This window comes from Acidovorax sp. Root568, assembly GCF_001427445.1.
Lineage (GTDB): Bacteria > Pseudomonadota > Gammaproteobacteria > Burkholderiales > Burkholderiaceae_C > Acidovorax > Acidovorax delafieldii.
Window position 1 is genome coordinate 1 of sequence record NZ_LMGP01000010.1, and the last position, 21,772, is coordinate 21,772.

General features: G+C 62.5%; 19 protein-coding genes. 11 read left to right on the top strand and 8 right to left on the bottom strand.

The genetic code is table 11. From position 1 onward, the window contains the following. The 3 genes from ASD75_RS06630 to ASD75_RS06640 form a co-directional block, all read left to right on the top strand. A partial coding sequence (locus tag ASD75_RS06630) for a methyl-accepting chemotaxis protein (RefSeq protein ID WP_235511557.1) occupies nt 1–1,002 on the top strand: 1,002 nt, incomplete at its 5' end. Between the two features lie 712 nt (nt 1,003–1,714). Further along, nucleotides 1,715–3,508, top strand: a complete 1,794-nt coding sequence (locus tag ASD75_RS06635) for a methyl-accepting chemotaxis protein (RefSeq protein ID WP_056744166.1) — start codon at nt 1,715–1,717, stop codon at nt 3,506–3,508. Nucleotides 3,509–3,898: 390 nt separating this feature from the next. Further along, the gene (locus tag ASD75_RS06640) at nt 3,899–5,650 is read left to right on the top strand and encodes a methyl-accepting chemotaxis protein (protein ID WP_056744168.1); all 1,752 of its coding nucleotides are present in this window, start codon (nt 3,899–3,901) and stop codon (nt 5,648–5,650) included. A gap of 105 nt (nt 5,651–5,755) precedes the next feature. On the opposite strand, the gene ASD75_RS06645 is transcribed toward ASD75_RS06640, so the two are convergent. Further along, entirely contained in the window at nt 5,756–7,015 is a 1,260-nt protein-coding gene (locus ASD75_RS06645; RefSeq protein ID WP_056744170.1) for a GNAT family N-acetyltransferase, read from the bottom strand. A gap of 80 nt (nt 7,016–7,095) precedes the next feature. Here ASD75_RS06645 and ASD75_RS06650 point away from each other — a divergent pair, with 80 nt between their 5' ends. Further along, nucleotides 7,096–8,754: an NAD+ synthase gene (locus ASD75_RS06650; protein WP_056744172.1), complete on the top strand. Its 1,659-nt coding sequence runs from the start codon at nt 7,096–7,098 to the stop codon at nt 8,752–8,754. Nucleotides 8,755–8,808: 54 nt separating this feature from the next. Beyond that, the gene (locus ASD75_RS06655) at nt 8,809–9,147 is read left to right on the top strand and encodes a P-II family nitrogen regulator (protein ID WP_015013651.1); all 339 of its coding nucleotides are present in this window, start codon (nt 8,809–8,811) and stop codon (nt 9,145–9,147) included. A 174-nt stretch (nt 9,148–9,321) separates the two neighbouring features. Here ASD75_RS06655 and ASD75_RS06660 read toward each other — a convergent pair whose 3' ends face one another. Genes ASD75_RS06660 through ASD75_RS06685 form a run of 6 tightly spaced genes read right to left on the bottom strand, consistent with a single transcriptional unit; the run spans nt 9,322 to nt 12,850 of the window. Next, complete coding sequence (locus ASD75_RS06660; protein ID WP_056744175.1) at nt 9,322–9,915, bottom strand: TIGR00730 family Rossman fold protein; 594 nt, start codon at nt 9,913–9,915, stop codon at nt 9,322–9,324. After that, a complete protein-coding gene (locus tag ASD75_RS06665; protein WP_056744177.1) occupies nt 9,908–10,318 on the bottom strand; it encodes a diacylglycerol kinase in 411 nt (136 codons plus the stop codon). The genes ASD75_RS06660 and ASD75_RS06665 overlap by 8 nt, the downstream gene beginning before the upstream one ends. 4 nt (nt 10,319–10,322) lie before the next feature. Then, nucleotides 10,323–10,874 carry an RDD family protein gene (locus ASD75_RS06670; protein ID WP_082564921.1) on the bottom strand — a complete coding sequence of 184 codons (552 nt, stop codon included), beginning with the start codon at nt 10,872–10,874 and terminating at the stop codon, nt 10,323–10,325. A 37-nt stretch (nt 10,875–10,911) separates the two neighbouring features. Further along, on the bottom strand, nt 10,912–11,811 hold the full coding sequence (locus ASD75_RS06675; protein WP_056744179.1) for a DUF3106 domain-containing protein: 900 nt from the start codon (nt 11,809–11,811) through the stop codon (nt 10,912–10,914). Nucleotides 11,812–11,831: 20 nt separating this feature from the next. Beyond that, nucleotides 11,832–12,284, bottom strand: coding sequence for a DUF3619 family protein (locus tag ASD75_RS06680; protein WP_056744181.1), 453 nt, complete (start codon nt 12,282–12,284; stop codon nt 11,832–11,834). After that, nucleotides 12,281–12,850, bottom strand: a complete 570-nt coding sequence (locus ASD75_RS06685) for an RNA polymerase sigma factor (protein WP_056067354.1) — start codon at nt 12,848–12,850, stop codon at nt 12,281–12,283. Before ASD75_RS06685 ends, ASD75_RS06680 begins: the two co-directional genes overlap by 4 nt. Before the next feature lie 292 nt (nt 12,851–13,142). Here ASD75_RS06685 and ASD75_RS06690 point away from each other — a divergent pair, with 292 nt between their 5' ends. From ASD75_RS06690 to pbpG, 6 genes are all read left to right on the top strand, one after another. Continuing rightward, nucleotides 13,143–14,936: an acetolactate synthase 3 catalytic subunit gene (locus tag ASD75_RS06690; protein ID WP_056067357.1), complete on the top strand. Its 1,794-nt coding sequence runs from the start codon at nt 13,143–13,145 to the stop codon at nt 14,934–14,936. A 144-nt stretch (nt 14,937–15,080) separates the two neighbouring features. Continuing rightward, nucleotides 15,081–15,572, top strand: a complete 492-nt coding sequence (gene ilvN / locus ASD75_RS06695; protein WP_015013659.1) for an acetolactate synthase small subunit — start codon at nt 15,081–15,083, stop codon at nt 15,570–15,572. Between the two features lie 63 nt (nt 15,573–15,635). Further along, on the top strand, nt 15,636–16,652 hold the full coding sequence (gene ilvC / locus ASD75_RS06700) for a ketol-acid reductoisomerase (protein ID WP_056638514.1): 1,017 nt from the start codon (nt 15,636–15,638) through the stop codon (nt 16,650–16,652). A gap of 192 nt (nt 16,653–16,844) precedes the next feature. Further along, entirely contained in the window at nt 16,845–17,678 is an 834-nt protein-coding gene (gene pssA, locus ASD75_RS06705) for a CDP-diacylglycerol--serine O-phosphatidyltransferase (RefSeq protein ID WP_056067359.1), read from the top strand. Nucleotides 17,679–17,884: 206 nt separating this feature from the next. Next, nucleotides 17,885–19,423, top strand: coding sequence for a 2-isopropylmalate synthase (locus ASD75_RS06710; protein WP_056067361.1), 1,539 nt, complete (start codon nt 17,885–17,887; stop codon nt 19,421–19,423). A gap of 115 nt (nt 19,424–19,538) precedes the next feature. Continuing rightward, nucleotides 19,539–20,615: a D-alanyl-D-alanine endopeptidase gene (gene pbpG, locus ASD75_RS06715; protein ID WP_056067362.1), complete on the top strand. Its 1,077-nt coding sequence runs from the start codon at nt 19,539–19,541 to the stop codon at nt 20,613–20,615. Nucleotides 20,616–20,893: 278 nt separating this feature from the next. On the opposite strand, the gene ASD75_RS06720 is transcribed toward pbpG, so the two are convergent. Beyond that, complete coding sequence (locus tag ASD75_RS06720) at nt 20,894–21,721, bottom strand: IclR family transcriptional regulator (protein ID WP_056744183.1); 828 nt, start codon at nt 21,719–21,721, stop codon at nt 20,894–20,896. Nucleotides 21,722–21,772 lie beyond the last annotated feature (51 nt).

Sequence of the window (21,772 nt, forward strand, 5' to 3'; positions counted from 1 at the left end):
AACGCCGAAGGCGTAGCGTCAGCCAGCGCACAGATCGCCTCAGGCAACAACGACCTGAGCGCGCGCACGGAACAGCAGGCCTCGGCGCTGGAAGAAACAGCCGCCTCGATGGAAGAACTGGGCTCCACCGTGCGCCAGAACGCCGACAACGCGCGAGCCGCCAACCAGCTGGCCGTGAGCGCCAGCACCGTGGCCGTGCAAGGCGGAGACGTGGTGGCCGAAGTCGTCGAGACCATGAAAGGCATCAACGCCAGCAGCAACAAGATTGCAGACATCATTAGCGTCATCGACGGCATCGCCTTCCAGACCAACATCCTGGCCCTCAACGCCGCCGTCGAAGCCGCCCGCGCCGGCGAACAAGGCCGGGGCTTTGCCGTGGTGGCCGGAGAAGTGCGCAACCTGGCAGGGCGCAGCGCAGAAGCCGCCAAAGAAATCAAAGCCCTCATTACCGCCAGCGTAGAACGCGTGGAACAAGGCACCGCCTTGGTGGACAAAGCCGGAGCCACCATGACCGAAGTCGTCAGCGCCATCCGGCGCGTGACCGACATCATGGGAGAGATCAGCGCCGCCAGCAGCGAACAAAGCGCAGGTGTCGGCCAGGTGGGAGAAGCCGTCACGCAAATGGACCAGGCCACCCAGCAAAACGCCGCCCTGGTGGAAGAAATGGCCGCGGCCGCCAGCGCACTGAACGCCCAGGCCGGCGAACTGGTCAACGCCGTGGCCGTGTTCAAGCTCGACGCCAGCGGCACGAACAGCAGCTACAGCCAGAACCGCCACACGGCAGCCCCCGCCCGCACCCCCATTGCAGCGCCCAGCTACAAAGCCCCGGCCCGCAGCACCAGCCTGGGCAAAAGCGCCAAGACCGGCAGCAAACCCGCCGCCAGCCTGGCGGCGCCCAAGGCCAGCAGCCCGGCAGCCTCACCCGCCGCCAAGCCTGTAACGCCCAGCCCGGCCCCGGCACCCAAGGCTGCGGGAAGCGACGACGACTGGGAGAGCTTCTGACCAGGGCCCCGCAGGCCCCTGGGTGAAGAAATCNCCAAGCCTGTAACGCCCAGCCCGGCCCCGGCACCCAAGGCTGCGGGAAGCGACGACGACTGGGAGAGCTTCTGACCAGGGCCCCGCAGGCCCCTGGGTGAAGAAATCAGGTCAAACCGGCTGCAAGCGCAGGTGGAACATGCGCTGACAGCTATCAAAAACAAAGCAAGAAAGCACGCAGAGGGGGGGGCTACCTTCTGCGTGCTTTTTTGTGGGCGGGCGCTTTGTTGGTGATGGCTGAAGGCATGCGTGGGGCGGGTCTGCCACCCGCTGGCGCGATGCTTGCTGCAGGTGCGTGATGGCGAGTTGCCGTTGTGGGCAGCGGCGCGCCAATGTAGGCGGGCGATTTGTACGCAAACGTAACGGAAAGCGCTATGCTGAGCGGGCCCGCCACGGCGCGCGGCCCGTCGGTGGGTGGACATTTCCTTTTTGGCGCCGTTCTCCACAGGAGTTCTGCAATGGACCGAGGTTTCAACGCGTCGCGCACGTGCATGGGTGGCCGCCCCATCATCACCAGCGCAAGCTCCCATGCGCCTGCCGTGTGGTCTGCTACGCCAACCGTGGCGCCGCCCAGGCCACACCTGAGTCTGCCGCGCGCTCTCCGTATGCCCCTTTCCAACCGCTGGTGCGCTGCCAGTCGGGCGCAGCCTGTTTGCTTGTTTCCCTCAGGAGTGTTGTCATGAACCAGTTCAAGATTTCCACCCGCTTGGCGGGTTTGCTTGCGGCCTTGTGTCTGCTGGTGTTGCTGGTGGGCGTGGCGGGGCTGTATGGCATGGGCAATTCCAATGCCGGGCTCAAGTCGGTATACGATGACCGCGTGGTGCCGCTCAAGCAGATCAAGGTGGTGGCGGACATGTATGCGGTCAACGTGGTGGACACGGCCCACAAGGTGCGTGACGGTACGCTGACACCCGCACAGGGCCTGCAGTCGGTGGCCGATGCGCGCAAGGCCATCGATGCCAACTGGAAGGCCTATCTGGCCACCCAGCTGGTGCCGGAGGAAACGCAGTTGGTCGAGCGCTTCAAGCCGCTGCAGGCCAAGGCAGATGCGGCCACCGATGTACTGGCGGGGCACTTCAAGTCGGGCGATGTGGCGGCCCTGACCGCGTTTGCGGCCAAGGAGATGTACCCCGCCATTGACCCATTGCAGGAGGTGCTGGGCCAGCTGATGCAGGTGCAGCTGGACCGTGCCAAGGCCGAGTACGACAGTGCGGCCGCCAGCTACCAGACCATCCGCGCACTGGCGGTCACGGCCGTGGTGGCGGGCATTGTGCTGGCGGTACTGATGGGCGGCGCCATGATCCGGCAGATTTCGCGTGCGCTGGGCGATGCGGTGCAGATCACCGACGCGGTGGCGCAGGGCGACCTGACCGTGGCGATCCACGCGCGGGGCAAGGACGAGATCGCCCAGTTGCTCAGCGGCCTCACCGCCATGCGGGACAACCTGGCGCATGTGGTGTCGGGCGTGCGTGGCAATGCCCAGGGCGTGGCGTCGGCCAGTGCCGAGATCGCATCGGGCAACAACGACCTGTCCATCCGCACCGAGCAGCAGGCCAGCGCGCTGCAGGAAACCGCTGCGTCGATGGAGGAACTGAGCTCCACCGTCAAGCAAAACGCCGACAACGCGCGCCAGGCCAACCAGCTGGCGATGAGCGCATCCACCGTGGCGGGGCAGGGCGGCGATGTGGTGGCCGAGGTGGTGACCACCATGAAGGGCATCAACGACAGCAGCAAAAAGATCGCCGACATCATCAGCGTGATTGACGGCATTGCGTTCCAGACCAACATCCTGGCGCTGAACGCGGCCGTAGAGGCCGCCCGCGCGGGCGAGCAAGGCCGGGGCTTTGCCGTGGTGGCGGGCGAGGTGCGCAATCTGGCCCAGCGCAGCGCCGAGGCGGCCAAAGAGATCAAGTCGCTCATCACTGCCAGCGTGGAGCGGGTCGAGCAGGGCACCCAGCTGGTGGACAAGGCGGGTATCACCATGACCGAGGTGGTGGGGGCCATTCGCCGCGTGACGGACATCATGGGCGAGATCAGCGCCGCCAGCAGCGAGCAGAGCACGGGCGTGTCGCAGGTGGGCGAGGCCGTCACGCAGATGGACCAGGTCACCCAGCAGAACGCGGCGCTGGTCGAGGAAATGGCGGCTGCTGCCAGCAGCCTGAGCCACCAGGCCCAGGCCTTGGTGGGGGCGGTGGCGGTGTTCAAGCTCACGGCCGACCAGGCACGGGCATCGCAGCCTGGCGGCGCTGTGGACCCGGTGCCGCGCCCTGCGCCCGCCGCGGACACGCGCAAGGCGGTGATGGGCGGCCATGCGGCGGGCAGCAGGGCAACCCTTGCTTTGCGCTCTCCCTCTGCTCCTGTCGCCAAGAAGGCATCTGCTGCCAGTGCCACCACCAAGGCCGCGGGCGCCGCACCAAAAGCGGCCCCACAAGCAGTAGCCGCCGGTGCCGAGGACGACTGGGAGAGCTTTTGACCGACGGCAGGCCATGCCTGCACCGTTTGTAAGCGTGACGCCCCGTTCTGGGGCGTAGACTTCCCCAAGTTGGTTCAGCGCTTGGCACTGCGCCGACAGCTCCCGCGATGTAGCACCCCAGCCCGTGCGTGCGCTACACGCGCGGGGCCTTGTGCGCTGTTTTGATATCCCCACGGCTGACACAGGGGGCCGCACCCATGCCCCCACCGGCGCAGCGCTTGCGCAGTGGGTAGTCGACTCTCTTGTGATGATTATATCATATTTATCATAAATATGATATAATCATCACATTCCAGCCGCTGATTCCTTGTTGTACCGCGCAGGTGCGTGGCACCACGTCGGCGCACCCATGGCTGGCAAAAGCCCCCATAAAAACTACGAAAGATTCCCATGAGCAACCTGAAAATCGGAGCGCGCCTGAGCCTGGCCTTTGGCCTTGTGCTGTTGATCACCGCCACCATCGCCGCCACCGGCGTCTGGCGACTGGCGGTACTCAAGGAGGCCAGCAGTCGCATTGCCACTGTCGAAATGGAACGCAACGCCCTGGCGCAGGAGTGGAAGGCGGCCATCGACCTGAACTGGGTGCGGGCGTCGGCGTCGCTCAAGGCCACGGATGCGGGCTACATCCAGTCGCTGACAGCCGACATGGCCGCCACGTCGCAGCGCGCTAGCGAGGCACAGAAAAAGCTGGAAGCGCTGGTGGATGACCCGACCGAAAAGGCGCTGATGGAGCGCGTGGCTGTCACCCGCAAGGCTTATGTGGATGCCCGCGCCAAGCTGCTGGACCGCAAGAAGGCGGGCGAGGATGTGTTTGCGCTGGTGGACAGCGACCTCAAGCCCCTGGCCACCGCTTACCTGCAGTCGCTGGCCGATGTGGCGGACAACACGCACAAGCAGCTCGATGAGTTCGAGGACGCCATCATGCAGGACGCGGTGACCAGCCAGTGGGTGCTGGCGCTGGCTGCGGTGGTGTCGGTGGTGCTGGGCGCATTGTTTGCGCTGTGGACCACGCGTTCTATCGTGGGGCCGGTGCAGCGTGCGGTGCAGGCGGCCGATGAAATCAGCCACGGCAATCTGTCGGTGCAGATTCCCGACGTGGGCAACGGCCGCAATGAGATGGCCCAGCTGCTGCGCTCGCTGGACGAAATGCAGCAAAACCTGTCGCGCATCGTGGGGCATGTGCGCTCCGGCTCCGAGAACGTGGCCACGGCGTCGTCGGAGATCGCCCAGGGCAACAACGACCTGAGCGCACGCACCGAGCAGCAGGCCAGCGCCCTGCAGGAGACGGCGGCATCCATGGAGCAGCTCAATTCGACCGTGCGCCAGAACGCCGACAACGCCCGCCAGGCCAACCAGCTTGCGCAGAGCGCATCGACGGTGGCCGTGCATGGCGGAGAGGTGGTGAGCCAGGTAGTGGACACCATGAAGGGCATTCACGACAGCAGCAGCAAGATCGCCGACATCATCGGTGTGATCGATGGCATTGCCTTTCAGACCAACATCCTTGCGCTGAACGCGGCCGTCGAAGCAGCGCGTGCGGGTGAGCAGGGCCGGGGCTTTGCGGTGGTGGCGGGCGAGGTGCGCAGCCTGGCGGGCCGTTCGGCCGACGCGGCCAAGCAGATCAAGACCCTGATCAACGACAGCGTGGAACGCGTGGCCGCAGGCACCACGCTGGTCGATCAGGCGGGTGCAACCATGACCGAGGTGGTGGGCTCCATCAAACGTGTCACGGATTTGATGGGCGAGATCAGTGCCGCCAGCTCTGAACAAAGCCAGGGCGTGGCCCAGGTGGGCGAGGCTGTGACACAGATGGACCAGGTCACCCAGCAAAACGCTGCCCTGGTGGAAGAAATGGCCGCCGCCGCTGCCAGCCTCAACAACCAGGCGCAGGACCTGGTGAGCACGGTGGCGTTCTTCAAGCTGTCGCCAGCGCAGGCTGCGCAGCCGGCTGCGTCTGCCTTTGCGTATGTGCCCAAGGCTGCAGGCCCATCTCAGGCCTTGGCTGGTTCCAGCCGACCAGCCGCTGTGGCCCAGTCCAAGGTGGCGCCCCTGCGTGCGGCCGCCAAGCACGCACCTGCTCTTGAGTCAACGGCGCCTGCTCGTTCGGGCAGCGGCAATGATGCTGACTGGGAGAGTTTTTGACAGTGACTCGCCGCCGTCGGCAGGCGTGACGGGCCCTGCCTTCGCCGTGTGTTGGTTCAAACCTGGCTTTGATCTCGTCCGCGCGTCCTGCCGGACCACTGCAGGTCAGGCGGCCTTGAAGGGGCTTCGCGCTTGCAGGTCGCCGAGGTAGCTTTCCACGCCAGCGCCTTCGCGGTCCAGAAAGCGCTGCACCGCCTCAGCAAATGCCGGGTGTGCCAGCCAGTGCGCGCTGGTGGCCTGTACGGGCAGCAGCGCGCGGGCCATCTTGTGCTCGCCCTGGGCGCCCCCCTCAAACCGCACGGCACCGTGGGCGATGCACCACTGCAGCGGCTGGTAGTAGCAGGCCTCGAAGTGCAGGCAGTCCACGCGCTCCAGCGCGCCCCAGTAGCGGCCGTAGGCCACCAGCTCGGAGCGTGATTCGGGGCGTGATTCAGCGTCTTTTTGGGCTGATGCGCTAGATGCATATGCGCCGATAGCTATCAAACTGCTAGCAATAGGCCGTCCGCCCCGCTCCCCCACAAACAGCAGCCAGGCCTCGGGCATGTCCGCTGCCATGCGGGTAAAAAAGTCGCGCGTGAGGTAGGGCGGGTTGCCGTGCTCCAGGTAGGTGCGCTCGTAGCAGCGGTAGAAAAAATCCCAGTCTGCAGCGCTGATGTCCGCCCCGCGTGACCAGCGGAAGGTGACTCCGGCATCGGCAACGCGGCGGCGCTCCTGGCGGATCTTCTTGCGTTTGTCTTGCGACAGGCTGGCGAGGAACTGGTCAAAGTCCTGGTAGCGCGGGGTTTCGCCGTCGGTGGCGGCTACACCCTGGGCCACAGGGAGCGTGGGCCGTTCATTCTTCCAGTGAAACTGCACGGTGTGCCGCAGCAGCAGGTCTTGTTGCGCGCTGGTCAGCACATCGTCATCGCTGGCAAACAGCACATGCACGGACGACACGTCTTCTTGCTCGCACCACTGGCACACCGCCTGCACCAGCAGGGCGCGCGTGGCGGCATCGCGGGCTAGCAGCCGGCTGCCCGGCACGGGCGTAAAGGGCACGGCAATGACGGCCTTGGGGTAGTAGGGCACACGGTGCTGCTCGTAAGCGCTGGCCCAGGCCCAGTCAAACACATATTCGCCGTACGAATGGCTCTTGAGGTACAGGGGGCAGGCGGCCACCAGGGTGTCGCCGTCCCACAGCGTCATGAAGCGGGGCGTCCAGCCGGTACGCGGCGTGGCGCTGCCGCTGCTTTCCAGCGCGGCCAGGTATTCATGCCGCATGAAGGGCGTGGGGTGGCTTTGCTGCGCCAGCAGGTGGTTCCAGGCGGTAGTGTCCACGTCCAGCACGGAGGGGAGCACGCGGGCGATAATGACAGCTTCAGCCATGCAGGCCCCTGTGATGCACCTTTGATTGCGGGCCTGCAACGGCGGTATTCAACCTGGCCGCAGGGGCCGATTCCAGTTCCATGACGCTCTCCATTTGCACTGCGCAGCTCAACTTTGTTGTGGGCGACATGCCCGGCAACGCCCAAAAGATCATTGCGGCAGCCCGCGAGGCCTATGCCCAGGGCGCTCGCCTGTTGCTGACACCGGAGCTGGCCATCTGCGGCTACGCGGCCGAAGACCTGTTCCTGCGCCCTGCCTTCATTGCGGCCTGCGATGATGCCGTGAAAACCGTGGCCCGCGAGACTGCGGGGTTGAAAGGCCTGGCCATCGTGCTGGGCCACCCGCAGGCCATGGCCCCTGGCGCCCAGGCCTTCAGCGTCTGCTTCAACGCCGCCAGCGTGGTGCGCGACGGCAAGATCGAGCAGACCTACGCCAAGCGCGAGCTGCCCAACTACCAGGTGTTTGACGAGCGGCGCTACTTCGTGCCCGGCAGCAAGCCCTGCGTGTTCGAGGTGGAGGGCGTGAAGGTGGGTGTGCTGGTGTGCGAAGACGCCTGGTTTGCCACCCCCGCGCGCGATACCGCTGCCGCCGGTGCGCAGTTGCTGGCGGTCATCAATGCATCACCTTTCCACCTGGGCAAGGGCACGGAGCGCGAGGCCACCATGCGCGCCCGTGTGGTCGAGACGGGCCTGCCGCTGGTCTACGCCCACCTAGTGGGCGGGCAGGACGAGGTGGTGTTCGAAGGCCGCTCGTTTGCGCTGGCCGCCGACGGCTCGGTGGCGGCGCGGGCACCTGCTTTTGTGGAAAAACTGGTCTATGCGCTAGTCGAATCTACCCAGGGTGCTATCAAAATTACAGCAGAGGTTGCTCCAGAGCGCACGCTGGAGGCCGACCTGTGGGATGCTCTGGTGCTGGGTGTGCGCGACTATGTGGGCAAGAACGGCTTCCCGGGCGCGCTGCTGGGGTTGTCGGGCGGCATCGACTCGGCGCTGGTGCTGGCGATTGCGGTGGACGCGCTCGGTGCCGACAAGGTCCGCACGGTGATGATGCCGTCGCCCTACACCGCCGACATCAGCTGGATCGATGCGCGCGACATGGCCACGCGCATGGGCGTGCGCTACGACGAGATCTCGATCAAGCCGCAGTTCGAGGCCTTCAAGGCTGCGCTGGCCACCGAATTCGCCGGACTGCCTGAAGACACCACCGAAGAAAACCTGCAGGCGCGCATCCGGGGCACGCTGCTGATGGCGCTGTCCAACAAGTTCGGCGCCATCGTGCTGACCACCGGCAACAAGAGCGAGATGTCCACCGGCTACTGCACGCTGTACGGCGACATGGCCGGCGGCTTTGCCGTGATCAAGGACGTGGCCAAGACCCGGGTGTTTGACCTGGCCCGCTGGCGCAATGCCAACGACCCGTATGGCACCTGCGCCAGCCCCATCCCTGAGCGCATCATCACCCGGCCGCCCAGTGCCGAGCTGCGACCCGACCAGAAGGACCAGGACAGCCTGCCGCCGTATGAGGTGCTGGACGCCATCGTGGCCCGCTACATGGAAAACGATGAGCCCATCGAGTCCATCATCGCCAGCGGCTTCGCCCGGGCCGATGTCGAGCGCGTGACGCGCCTGATCAAGCTCAACGAGTACAAACGCCGCCAGGCGCCGGTAGGGATTCGTGTCACGCGCCGCAGCTTTGGCAAGGACTGGCGTTACCCTATCACCAGCAAATTCAGGGCGTGACGCTTCGGCGCCGTGCCCCCAGCCCGATTTTTTACATCCTCCAGGAGACCCGACATGAAAATGATCACCGCCGTCATCAAGCCCTTCAAGCTCGAAGAAGTCCGCGAAGCCCTGGCCGAATGCGGCGTGACCGGCCTCACGGTGACCGAAGTGAAGGGTTTTGGCCGCCAGAAAGGCCATACCGAGCTGTACCGCGGCGCGGAATACGTGGTGGACTTTCTGCCCAAGGTGAAGGTCGAGGTCGTCGTCAAGTCCGAGGATGTGGACCGCTGCGTGGACGCGATCGTGAATGTGGCGCGCACCGGCAAGATCGGTGACGGCAAGATTTTTGTGACCGCCGTGGAGCGCACGGTGCGTATTCGCACGGGCGATCTGGACGACGCAGCGGTGTGAGGTGACAACCCCCTGAGCCGTTTCTTACCTTGCCCTTTCTCTTGAACGGCTGCGCCATTCGAGAAAAGGGAGGCAACGCCAGCGCAAGCAAGCGAAGCGCCGCATGCGCAGCCTAGTGGCCCTTGCGCGGCGGTCCCTGCTTGTGGGCCGCTCCAGTTTCGGAGTGCGGGGGTGTCAGATCACCGAGCGCAGCGGGACGGGCGATTGGTCAGGCCCCGCGTCTTGCACCAGCGCGCGCAGCAGGTCCTCTGCATCGGTGGATGCGTGCAACAGGCCCATCTGCCATTCACCCATGAAGCCACTGGCCACGCTGCCCTGCAAGAAACCCAGCAGGCCGTCGTAGTAGCCCGCCACATTCAGCAAGCCCAAGGGCTTGTCGTGGTAGCCCAGCTGGCGCCAGGTCCACACCTCAAACAGTTCTTCAAACGTGCCGATGCCGCCGGGCAAGGCAAGGAAGGCATCGCTGCGCTCTGCCATCATGGCCTTGCGTTCGTGCATGGTCTGCACGATGTGCAGCTCGTCACATTGGCGGTTGGCCAGCTCCTTGTCCACCAGCGCCTGCGGTATCACCCCCACCACCCGGCCGCCCGCCAGACGCGTCGCCTCGGCCACCGTGCCCATCAGGCCACTGCGGCCACCGCCATAGACCAGTTGCCCGTTGTGGGAGCCGATCCATTGGCCCACTGCCTGCGCCGCCTGGGTATAGGCGGCGTTGTCGCCAGGGCGCGATCCGCAATATACGCACACAGAAAAAGTGGGTTCAGCCATGGAAAAACCTCTGAAACAATGCGGCGGCCCAGATGCCAATGCACAGCAGCAAGGCCAGCAGAACCGCTGCGCTGCCCATGTCCTTGGCGCGTTTGGACAGGTCATGCCACTCGGGCCCGATGCGGTCGATGGCGGTCTCGATGCCCGTGTTGAGCAACTCCACAATCATCACGATAACCACGGAGCCCGCCAACAAGGCGACTTCGACCCAACTGCGGCCCAACCAGAGCGACAGCGGCAGCAGCACCATGGCGGCGATGGCCTCCTGGCGAAAGGCCTTTTCGTTCCAGCCGGCCCGCAGCCCCTCCATGGAATAGCCGGCGGCATGCCAGATGCGATTGAGGCCCGAGCGCGCCTTTTGGGGGTTGGCGGGAGCGTCCGGAGAAGGGGAGGAGGGTTGCATGCGCTTATTTTTTGGGAATTTCGTAGTGCACCAGCCGGGTGCCGGCCAGCGCGTCGTGCCAGAACTGCCGCGTGGGGTGGAACCGGCTGAGCAGCGCCCAGATGGCCACCCAGCCCAGCACGATCACGGTGGACTCGCCTCCCGACAGGGAAAAAGGTGCGATTGCGGCCAGCGGCGGCAAAAACCACAGCCAGCTCAATACATACCGCAACAAGGCGCGCGGCTGGCTGATGGGTTGCCCTGCAGTGCCCACCACGCGGATGTGCCAGGTTTTCTGTGCGAGGGTCTGGCCTTTGGCCCAGAACCAGGTGAAATAAATACCGAACACCACAAAGAGAAAGGCCTGCAGCGCATGGCGGTTGTCCATCGCATTGCGCGTCTGGCTCAGAGTGCCAAACAGGTACCCGGCGATAAAGACCACGCCGAACATCAGCATGCCTTCGTACAGCCAGCAGGCCATGCGCCGCCACAGGTTGGGCGTGGGGCCGCCCGCAAGGACACCGCTTGATGCGTTGGCCTCAGGCTGGGGCGTGGTGGGAGAGGGAGAAGCGGACATTCCAGGTCAGGCCCGTCGGGCCAGGGCAGGTTGAAACCTACTGAGGATACAGGCCGGAGGTGTCAGGTGTTACCGCAGGGGTGCCGGGCGAGCCCGTGCTGTCGGCTCCGCCTGAGCCCAGGGGCGGAAGTACAGCAGGCACCGCACTGGGGATCGCCACGGGCGCTGTTTCCACGCCACCCGTCGAGGTCGCCGACGCTGCGGATGCGGGGGTGGATGGCATCGCAGGCGCCGTCGGCTGAGGCACTGGGGCCGCAACGCGGGGCGAGTGGTCTACCACCGGTGGAATCTTGGGGGCGTTGGGGCGATCGGGGCTGGCTTGCGTTGCTGCGGGTACCTGGGCCAGCTTTTTGGGCGAGACAGGGCGCAGGGCCGTGGCAGCCCCGTGGGGATTGGGGGTCGCCTTGGAGGCCAACGCCTTGCGTTCTTCGTCAGACAGTGCCTGATAGGCCTCCCACTGCGCCCGTTTGTCGTCCCCAGCCAGCCGCTTGGTGACCGCGTAGTTCAAGCGTGCCTGGTTGCGCTGCTGGGCACTCAGATTGGCCCAGTCGGTGATGCGGTCATGGAACTTGCGTTGTTCCTCTTCCGAAAGACTGGGGTAGTTGATGGCCAAGTCCAGCCAACGGCGTTTCTGGGCTTCGCTGATCAGCGCCCAGCGTTCCGACAGCGGATACAGCGCCAGTTTTTGCGCCGTGGTGAGCGTGCCCCAGCCTGGTCCTGATTCCGTGGCAGGGGGCATGTTCACGGCAGACAGGTCTGTGCGGGCGTTATTGGGGCGGGCCACTGCGGCCTCAGCGCCCGCCTGGAGCACTGTGCTGGGGGCCATGCGCATCTGCACCAACGCCTGCCAGCCACCAGCGGTAAGCGCACCCAGAAGCGCCAATGCCAGCACGAAGGCTGGCAGCGTGGAGGGAGCTTCAGAGGGGCTTGGGTGCATGCAGTCCAGAGTCAGGCAGATCAGTTTGACTGCGCGGAGGTCTTGAGGAATTGTACGAAGCCTGGGTCCGAATAAGCGGCGGGAGGCAGGTCATCGGTCAGCAGAGCGGCATCCACCTCGGCCACATCGTTGGCACTGCGTTCGTCCTGCGCGATGTTGATGACCACCAGTCCCACGACCAGCGCCAGCAGAGGCACGGCGGACACCAGGGCATTCCACCAGCCGCCTTCGCCGCCACGGCCCAGTGTGGCGGTGCTGCCTGCGTTGACCACCACTGCTGCGGGGGCGGTGCGATGCACCGGCGCGGTGACTTTGCGCTTGGCCAACGCCTGCATGCGCGAGGCGCGCAGCCGCTCGGAGATGTCATAGGGCAGGGCGTCGTTGCCGCTGGACAGGCGCGCCGTGACGCGCAGCGCAAAGCGCTCGGCAGCAGCTTCAGCTTGGGTCGGTGGGGTCTGTACAGTGTTCTTCATGGCTCGATTCCTTTGGCCTTCAGTGCCTTGCTGAGGGTTTGTATGGCGCGAAAGCAGTGTGTTTTGACACTGCCTTCGGAGCAGCCCATGGCGGCAGCCGTCTCTGCGACGTCCATTTCCTCCCAATAACGCATCAGGAACGCTTCCCGTTGACGTGGTGGCAACTCTGCAATTTCTTCTTCAATGCCCTGGAATATCTGGGCCCGGCGGGTCAGGTCTTCCGCGCTTTCGGCTTTGTCGCCGTCTTCTGTTCCTGAGTACGCTTCGAGCAGATCAAAATCCGTGCCATCTTCACCTGGGCCTTCGAAGTCGCTCATGCTCGAAAACAGTGCATTGCGCGTCTTCTGGCGGCGAAACCAGTCCAGGGTGCAGTTGGAAAGAATCCGCTGGAACAGCATGGGCAGCTCGCCCGCCGGTTTGTCCCCGTAGTGCTCGGCCAACTTGAGCATGCTGTCTTGCACGATGTCGAGCGCCGCTTCCTCGTTGCGAACGTGGTAGACCGAGCGCTTGAACGCGCGCTTTTCTACGCTTTTGAGGAAATCGGAAAGTTCTTGTTCGGTTGCCAAGACGGGTCAGCCCGGGAGGAGATCGGCGCAGATATCTGCAGTTTCGCAACTCAACAGCGCCGTAAAACCTCAGATTATCGCACCCGCCGGAGTTTTTTTCGGCTGCGGAGCGTTTTGTGAGTGTTGCAGTGCGATAATCGGGCTGCAATTCAAAAGGCAAACGGGTCACGGTCCGGCGCGGCAATCATCCCGCCCATGTCCTTGGCCTCAAGTTCCAAGCTGGCTTCACAAGAGCGCGTGCGAGGGGCACCCAAGGTTTTTCGTCAGAGAAATTCACAAAGGTTGATCGATCATGGAAATCTCCAAGGCTGAAATCTCTTCAGCAGCCGCTGCTTCGCAGGGCAACACTTCTCCCGCTTCCGGTTCGCAGGACCTCATGGGTTCTGAGATCCTCATCAAGGCTCTCCAGGCAGAGAACGTCCAGTACATCTGGGGCTACCCTGGCGGCGCGGTTCTTTACATATACGACGCGCTCTACAAGCAAGACACCATCCAGCACGTGCTGGTGCGTCACGAACAGGCCGCCGTGCACGCTGCCGACGGCTACGCTCGCGCCACGGGTGAAGTCGGCGTGGCCTTGGTCACTTCGGGCCCTGGCTTGACCAACGCCGTGACCGGCATCGCCACCGCGTACATGGATTCGATCCCCATGGTGATCATTTCTGGTCAGGTGCCCACGCCCGCCATCGGGCTTGATGCCTTCCAGGAGTGCGATACGGTCGGTATCACCCGCCCCATCGTCAAGCACAATTTTCTCGTCAAGGACCCGCGCGACCTGGCCGCGACGATGAAGAAGGCCTTCCATATTGCCCGTACCGGCCGCCCAGGCCCTGTGGTGGTGGATGTGCCCAAAGATGTTTCCTTCAAGAAGGTGCCTTACACCGGCTATCCGCAAACGGTAGAAATGCGCTCGTACAACCCCGTGCGCAAGGGCCATGGCGGACAGATCCGCAAGGCCCTGCAGTTGCTGCTGGCAGCCAAGCGCCCTTACATCTACACGGGCGGCGGCGTGCTGTTGGGCAACGCCACCAACGAGCTGCGCACGCTGGTGGACATGCTGGGCTACCCTGTCACCAACACGCTGATGGGCCTCGGGGCCTACCCCGCATCGGACCGCAAGTTCCTGGGCATGCTGGGCATGCACGGCACCATCGAAGCCAATAACGCGATGCAGAACTGCGACGTGCTGCTGGCAGTGGGTGCGCGCTTTGACGACCGGGTGATCGGCAACCCCAAGCACTTCGCGCAGAACGACCGCAAGATCATCCACGTCGATATCGACCCGTCGAGCATCTCCAAACGCGTGAAGGTCGATATCCCGATCGTCGGTGACGTGAAGGACGTGCTCACCGAGCTGATTTCCATGATTCGCGAGAGCAGCACCCGCCCTGACGCCGGTGCCCTGGCTGCTTGGTGGGACACTATTGAAGGCTGGCGCAAGCGCGAGTGCCTGAAGTACAGCATGGGCAGCGGCGATGTGATCAAGCCACAGTACGTGGTAGAGACGCTGTGGAACATGACGAAGGATGGTGATACATACATCACATCCGACGTGGGGCAGCACCAGATGTGGGCGGCGCAGTACTACCGCTTCGATGAGCCGCGCCGCTGGATCAATTCCGGTGGTCTGGGCACGATGGGTGTGGGCATTCCCTATGCCATGGGGATCAAGCTGGCCAAGCCACAGTCCGAAGTGTTTTGTATTACGGGCGAAGGCTCGGTGCAGATGAACATCCAGGAACTGTCCACCTGCCTGCAGTACAACACGCCGATCAAGATCTGCTCGTTGAATAACCGTTATCTGGGCATGGTGCGCCAGTGGCAGGAGATCGAATACTCCGGTCGGTACAGCCACAGCTACATGGACGCGCTGCCCAACTTCGTGAAGCTGGCTGAGGCCTATGGCCACGTAGGGATGCTGATCGAGCACCCCAAGGACGTGGAGCCTGCATTGCGCGAAGCCCGCAAGCTCAAGGACCGCACGGTGTTCATGGACTTCCGTACCGACCCCACCGAGAACGTGTTCCCGATGGTGCAGGCCGGCAAGGGCATCACCGAAATGCTGCTGGGGTCGGAAGACCTTTAAGCCAAATCGGCCTCAGGCGCATGTTTTTCATGCGCTACCAGCTATCGAATAGATAGCATCTAAATTTTTGACGAATCTATTGCCTGCCAAGCCCATGCATTACCGTGCATGGGGGAGGGCAGCAAAAAGAGGAATCTCTTCATCATGAAACACATCATTGCTGTCTTGCTGGAAAACGAGCCTGGTGCTCTTTCCCGCGTCGTGGGTCTGTTCTCGGCCCGTGGCTACAACATCGAGTCGCTCACCGTGGCGCCCACCGAGGATGCATCGCTGTCGCGCATGACCATCCAGACCACGGGCTCCGATGACGTGATCGAGCAGATCACCAAGCACCTGAACCGCCTCATTGAAGTGGTCAAGGTGGTTGACCTCACCGAAGGTGCCTACACCGAGCGTGAGCTCATGATGGTGAAGGTGCGCGCGGTGGGCAAAGAGCGCGAGGAGATGAAGCGCATGGCGGATATCTTCCGTGGCCGCATCATCGACGTGACCGAGAAGAGCTACACCATCGAGCTGACAGGCGACCAGTCCAAGAACGACGCGTTCCTGCAAGCCATCGACCGCACGGCCATCCTGGAAACCGTGCGCACGGGCGCCAGCGGCATCGGCCGGGGCGAGCGCATTTTGCGTGTGTAAGACAATTCACCCCGTTTTTCCCATTTCAATCCCCCCAACAACGCATTTCAACCGGAGCGACCCATGAAAGTTTTCTACGACAAAGACACCGACCTGAGCCTGATCAAGGGCAAGACCGTGGCCATCATCGGCTACGGCTCGCAGGGCCATGCCCACGCACAAAACCTGAACGACAGCGGCGTGAAGGTGGTGGTCGGCCTGCGCAAGGGCGGTGCCTCGTGGGACAAGGTTGGCAAGGCCGGCCTGAACGTGCTGGAAGTCAACGACGCCGTGAAGGCCGCCGACGTGGTCATGATCCTGCTGCCCGATGAAGACATCGCAGCCGTGTACAAGAACAACGTCGAACCCAACATCAAGCAAGGCGCTTCGCTGGCCTTTGCCCACGGTTTCAACGTGCACTACAACCAGGTCGTGCCCCGCGCCGACTTGGACGTGTGGATGGTCGCCCCAAAGGCCCCCGGCCACACCGTGCGCAACACCTATACCCAGGGCGGCGGCGTGCCCCACCTGGTGGCCGTGCACCAAGACAAGTCCGGCAAGGCCCGTGATCTGGCGCTCTCCTACGCAGCAGCCAACGGCGGCGGCAAGGCCGGCATCATCGAGACCAACTTCAAGGAAGAAACCGAAACCGACCTGTTCGGCGAACAGGCCGTGCTGTGTGGCGGTGCCGTCGAGTTGATCAAGATGGGTTATGAAACCCTGGTCGAAGCTGGTTATGCCCCCGAAATGGCTTACTTCGAATGCCTGCACGAGCTCAAGCTCATCGTGGACCTGATCTACGAAGGCGGCATCGCCAACATGAACTACTCGATCTCGAACAACGCCGAATACGGCGAGTACGTGACCGGCCCTGAAGTGATCAATGAGCAGTCGCGCGCTGCCATGCGCAATGCCCTCAAGCGCATCCAGAACGGTGACTACGCCAAGATGTTCATCCAGGAAGGCCGCCTGAACTACCCATCGATGACAGCCCGCCGCCGCAACACTGCCGACCACAGCATCGAGAAGGTGGGCAGCCAGCTGCGCGCCATGATGCCCTGGATCGCCAAGAACAAGCTGGTCGACCAGACACGCAACTGATGTTTCGTTTCTGAAGCGTCAAAAGGCCACTTCGGTGGCCTTTTTCATTGGCGGGCGGGACGGTGTGCAGGCGCTACACTGCGGCCTTCGCCTTTTGCGCGCTTGGCAGTCGGTATTCCTGCGGAAAATGGTTCAGTACTATAAATTTAATAGCTGCTTGTGCAATATTTGCAAGCGCTGGAGGTCTGTTTGATGCATGACGGCAATGAGTCCACCGAGAACCCCGGTGTGATGGTGCGCAAAAGGCGCAAAGGCATCTACATCCTGCCCAATCTGTTCACGCTGGCGGCCCTGTTTGGTGGCTTTTACTCCATCGTCATGGCCATGAATGGCCGGTTTGATCAAGCCGCGGTGGGCGTCTTCTGCGCCATGGTGCTCGACAGCCTGGACGGGCGCGTGGCCCGCATGACCAATACCCAGAGTGCGTTTGGCGAGCAGATGGACTCGTTGTCCGACATGGTGTCCTTTGGTGCTGCGCCTGCCCTGATTGCCTATGAGTGGTCCCTGCAGGGTCTGGGCCGCTGGGGCTGGATTGCTGCGTTTGTGTACTGTGCCTGTGCGGCGCTTCGCCTAGCGCGCTTTAACGTGAATACGGGCGTTGTGGACAAGCGCTATTTCCAGGGGCTGCCTTCACCAGCCGCTGCGGCCTTGGTGGCAGGGTTTATCTGGTTGATGACCGAGCTGGGCGTGCGTCCCGGCGAAGACCACTGGCTGACATGGAGCCAGGTGACCTGGATCATGTTCTCCTTCACGCTGTACGCAGGGCTCACCATGGTGACCAATGTGCCGTTCTACAGCTTCAAGGATGTGCAGATGAAAAAGAGCGTGCCTTTTGCTGCCATCGTGCTCATCGCGCTGGGCATCGCTGTCATCAACATTCACCCCCCTATCGTGCTGTTTGGTGTGTTCGTGTTCTATGGCCTGAGTGGTTATGGCGTGTATGCCTGGCGCAAGGCCAAAGGGCAGCACAGCAGCGTGATCAGCACCTCTACCGACGAACCTGACGAGCGCGGTCTGCACAAGTGATGACCGTGATTTCCGGCCAGTTGTGCTACATTGCGGCATATGAATTTGTTTGCTCTGGCGCTACTGCTACCTCCCCACGGGCGGAGACAGTAGGCGCACGCGCACACTTTTCCACAAAGGCCCGTTTGCACCCGCGACGGGCCTTTTGTTTTGGGCGCCAGATTTCTACGTTGCGGGGCCCCACCCACTGATACCAGGAGAACAACATGGCTGACAAACTGATCATTTTCGATACCACCTTGCGCGATGGGGAGCAGTCTCCCGGCGCCTCGATGACCAAGGACGAGAAGCTGCGCATTGCCCGCCAGCTTGAGCGTCTGAAGGTGGATGTGATCGAGGCCGGTTTTGCAGCCAGCTCCAATGGCGACTTTGAAGCCGTGCAGGCGATTGCCAACGCCATCAAGGAGTCCACCATCTGTTCCCTGTCTCGGGCCAATGATCGTGATATTTCACGCGCTGCCGAGGCCCTCAAGGGCGCGGCGAGTGCCCGTATTCACACCTTCATTGCCACTTCGGCGTTGCACATGGAGAAAAAGCTGCGGATGACGCCTGACCAAGTGCTGGAGCAGGCCAAACAGTCGGTCCGTTTCGCCCGCAACCTGGTAGGTGACATCGAGTTCAGCCCTGAGGACGGCTACCGCAGCGACCCCGACTTTTTGTGCCGCGTGCTGGAAGCCGTGATTGCAGAAGGTGCCACCACCATCAACGTGCCCGATACCGTGGGCTATGCCGTTCCGGAGTTGTACGGCAACTTCATCAAGACACTGCGCGAGCGCATCCCCAATAGCGACAAGGCGATCTGGTCGGTGCATTGCCACAATGATCTGGGCATGGCGGTGGCCAACTCGCTCGCCGGTGTGAAGATTGGTGGTGCGCGGCAGGTCGAATGCACCATCAACGGTCTGGGTGAGCGCGCCGGTAACTGCTCCCTCGAAGAGGTGGTGATGGCAGTCAAGACCCGCCGTGACTACTTTGGTCTTGAACTGGGGATTGATACCCAGCACATAGTCGCAGCCAGCCGCATGGTCAGCCAGACCACTGGTTTTGTGGTGCAGCCCAACAAGGCCGTGGTGGGTGCCAACGCATTTGCTCATGCCAGCGGTATCCACCAGGATGGCGTGCTCAAGGCACGCGATACCTACGAGATCATGCGGGCGGAAGATGTGGGCTGGAGCGCCAACAAGATCGTGCTGGGTAAGCTCAGTGGTCGTAACGCCTTTAAACAGCGCTTGCAGGAACTGGGTGTCAGCCTGGATAGCGAAACCGAAGTCAACACCGCTTTCACGCGCTTCAAGGAATTGGCTGATCGCAAGAGCGAGATCTTTGACGAAGATATCTTGGCACTGGTGAGCGACGAGAGCGTGACTGCTGAAAAAGAGCAATACGGGTTCGTATCGTTGTTCCAGCAAAGCGAAACCGGTGAGCAGCCCCGTGCACGTATTGTGTTCACGGTGGATGGGCAAGAAGTGCGCGGCGAGGCCGAGGGCAACGGTCCTGTCGACGCCTCGCTCAAGGCCATCGAATCGCATGTGAAGAGTGGCGCCGAAATGGTGTTGTATTCCGTCAATGCCATCAGTGGCTCTACCGAGAGCCAGGGCGAGGTCACGGTGCGGTTGCAGAACAGCGGGCGTGTGGTGAATGGGGTGGGCGCGGACCCAGACATCGTCGTGGCGTCGGCGAAGGCCTACCTTAGCGCTTTGAACAAGTTACAAAGTAAAGCCGATCGGGTGGCCGCACAAGGTTGACTGATCAATTTATAATTCACTCACTTTCTCGGAAAGTCGCGCAAGGTATTGATCTTGCGCGACTTTTTTTGATTCTGTACACTGCTCAATAATTCTTACCGTTTGGAGCACTTTGATGCACCATCGCCGCAACGCTGCAGTGAATCGATTTTTCCAGTGGATGGGTTTCGCGCTCGTGAGCGCTGCCCTCATTTCGCCCTCTGTGCACGCGGCAGATGTCAAAAAGCCAGGGGTCAAAAAACAGCAGGTCAGCGCAAGCAACGCGAAGCGTGCCGTGGCACCACGCAAGGTGGCCGCCAGCATCAAGCCCACGCGCGTCGCTGCCCGGACTGCCAAAGCACCTACCAAGGTGGCGTTTGTTCCAGCCAAGCCCTCTTTCGGCCAGATGGCGGGCTTGCACGAGGTCAATGATCCGCTGGACCTCAAGTCCAGCGTAGCGCTGGTGGTGGACCAAGACACCCATGAGGTGTTGCTCCGCAAGAACGATCAGGCTGTGCTTCCCATCGCCTCGCTGACCAAGCTCATGACGGGTATGCTGATTTCGCAGGCCAAGTTGCCCATGGACGAACCTGTCACCATCACGCAGGACGATGTAGACACCGAAAAGGGGAGTCGGTCGCGTTTGACCGTGGGTACCACGCTGACGCGTGGCGAGATGCTGCACTTGGCGCTGATGTCCAGCGAGAACCGGGCCGCCCATGCACTGGGTCGTACTTACCCGGGTGGGTTGGAGGTCTTTGTGACGCAAATGAACGCCAAGGCCAAGTCACTGGGCATGAATGATACTCACTATGTGGAGCCCACGGGTCTGTCCAGCCGTAACCAATCTAGTGCCCGCGATCTTGCGACCTTGGTGGGTGTGGCGCATGGAGATCCTCTGTTGCGCGAGCTGTCCACTTCCCCCGGCTATGAAGTGGCGGTGGGGCATAAGACGCTTCAGTACAACAATACCAATGGTCTCGTGAAAAATCCTACCTGGGACATCGGTCTGCAGAAGACCGGTTATATCTCCGAGGCAGGTCGTTGCTTGGTGATGCAAGCCCAGGTGGCGGGACGCAAATTGATCATGGTGTTCCTGGACTCTGCAGGTAAATTCAGTCGACTGGGCGATGCCGAGCGGGTGCGCCGCTGGGTGGAGTCCAATCCTTCGCTGGCCGCACCATTACAGGCGGTACGGAGCAACAACGGCTGATACGCAGACATCTGTCGCACATGCGCCTGACAGGCTGGTCCTGTCAGGCGTTTTCTTTTGTAGTGCGAGTCCGGCCTCGCAAACGGTCTTGGGTAAATCGAGTCAGCGGGCATCTCTTGTCTTGAATGGGTTGGGATGCGATGAGCTGGCAAGACCATGCCGGAGGCCTGCTGCGCGTGTGTCCCTCCCACACCGTGCAGCGCCTGCCTCGATGCCTCAATACGCCACTGCGGCCCCGCCCATGGCGCCATTGGCAAATGGGGTGTGGATGCAGAACATCAGCGCAATTCGGTGCGTTGGTTGGTGATTGGGCTGTGACTGGCGTCGGTACTTGGTGTATGGCCCAGGGCCAGTGAAATTTCGTTCGCCGTTGCTTGCAGCTTGGGCAGCCAGCCTTCATCCAGTCTGTCAGCGGGGGCAGAAATGGACAGGCCTGCTACCAGTTTTCCCTGGTCGTCATACACACCGGCTGCCATACAGCGCACACCCAACTCAAGCTCTTCATTATCGCGGGCAATGCCGTATTGCCGGGCCTTTGCCAGTTCTCGCTCCAGCACGGGCAGCTGGGTGATGCTGTTGCGGGTGTGGCCTGCAAGACCGGTGCGGGTGGCGTAGGCACGAACGCGCTGTGGGTCATCCAGTGCGAGGAAGAGCTTTCCTGTAGAGGTCAGGTGCAGTGGTGCCCTGCCGCCGATGGCTCGCACCACCTGCATACCCGACCGCTCACTGTAGGCGCGCTCCACATACACAATCTCATCGCCCTGGCGCATGCTCAGGTTCACGGGCTGCTGGATCAGCTTGTGCAGACTGCGCATGGGGGTCAGCGCCGCATCACGAACGCTCAGGCGTGCCTTCACCAGGTTGCCCAGCTCCAGCAGTCGCATGCCCAGCCGGTAGCTGCCCGATTCGGGGCGGTCCACAAACCGTCCGATGGTCAGGTCGTTCAGGATGCGGTGAGTCGTAGAGGGGTGCAGCCCTGTCTTTTCGCTGATTTCCTTGAGGGAAATCGCCTCTTCACGAGACGCCAGAACATCGATCAGAGTGAACATGCGCTCAAGCACCTGAACGCTGGGTTTGAGAGGGATGCTGGAATCGGTTTTTTTCATGAGCGGCTATGATGCAAAGGCCGCTACATTTTATCTTGTGAAATGTTAACG

Coding starts and splice junctions, on each gene's coding strand:
- ASD75_RS06635 (WP_056744166.1), top strand. CDS start 1,715: ATGAACCAGTTCAAGATTTCCACCCGCTTGGCGGGTTTGCTTGCGGCC.
- ASD75_RS06640 (WP_056744168.1), top strand. CDS start 3,899: ATGAGCAACCTGAAAATCGGAGCGCGCCTGAGCCTGGCCTTTGGCCTT.
- ASD75_RS06645 (WP_056744170.1), bottom strand. CDS start 7,015: ATGGCTGAAGCTGTCATTATCGCCCGCGTGCTCCCCTCCGTGCTGGAC.
- ASD75_RS06650 (WP_056744172.1), top strand. CDS start 7,096: ATGACGCTCTCCATTTGCACTGCGCAGCTCAACTTTGTTGTGGGCGAC.
- ASD75_RS06655 (WP_015013651.1), top strand. CDS start 8,809: ATGAAAATGATCACCGCCGTCATCAAGCCCTTCAAGCTCGAAGAAGTC.
- ASD75_RS06660 (WP_056744175.1), bottom strand. CDS start 9,915: ATGGCTGAACCCACTTTTTCTGTGTGCGTATATTGCGGATCGCGCCCT.
- ASD75_RS06665 (WP_056744177.1), bottom strand. CDS start 10,318: ATGCAACCCTCCTCCCCTTCTCCGGACGCTCCCGCCAACCCCCAAAAG.
- ASD75_RS06670 (WP_082564921.1), bottom strand. CDS start 10,874: ATGTCCGCTTCTCCCTCTCCCACCACGCCCCAGCCTGAGGCCAACGCA.
- ASD75_RS06675 (WP_056744179.1), bottom strand. CDS start 11,811: ATGCACCCAAGCCCCTCTGAAGCTCCCTCCACGCTGCCAGCCTTCGTG.
- ASD75_RS06680 (WP_056744181.1), bottom strand. CDS start 12,284: ATGAAGAACACTGTACAGACCCCACCGACCCAAGCTGAAGCTGCTGCC.
- ASD75_RS06690 (WP_056067357.1), top strand. CDS start 13,143: ATGGAAATCTCCAAGGCTGAAATCTCTTCAGCAGCCGCTGCTTCGCAG.
- ilvN (WP_015013659.1), top strand. CDS start 15,081: ATGAAACACATCATTGCTGTCTTGCTGGAAAACGAGCCTGGTGCTCTT.
- ilvC (WP_056638514.1), top strand. CDS start 15,636: ATGAAAGTTTTCTACGACAAAGACACCGACCTGAGCCTGATCAAGGGC.
- pssA (WP_056067359.1), top strand. CDS start 16,845: ATGCATGACGGCAATGAGTCCACCGAGAACCCCGGTGTGATGGTGCGC.
- ASD75_RS06710 (WP_056067361.1), top strand. CDS start 17,885: ATGGCTGACAAACTGATCATTTTCGATACCACCTTGCGCGATGGGGAG.
- pbpG (WP_056067362.1), top strand. CDS start 19,539: ATGCACCATCGCCGCAACGCTGCAGTGAATCGATTTTTCCAGTGGATG.
- ASD75_RS06720 (WP_056744183.1), bottom strand. CDS start 21,721: ATGAAAAAAACCGATTCCAGCATCCCTCTCAAACCCAGCGTTCAGGTG.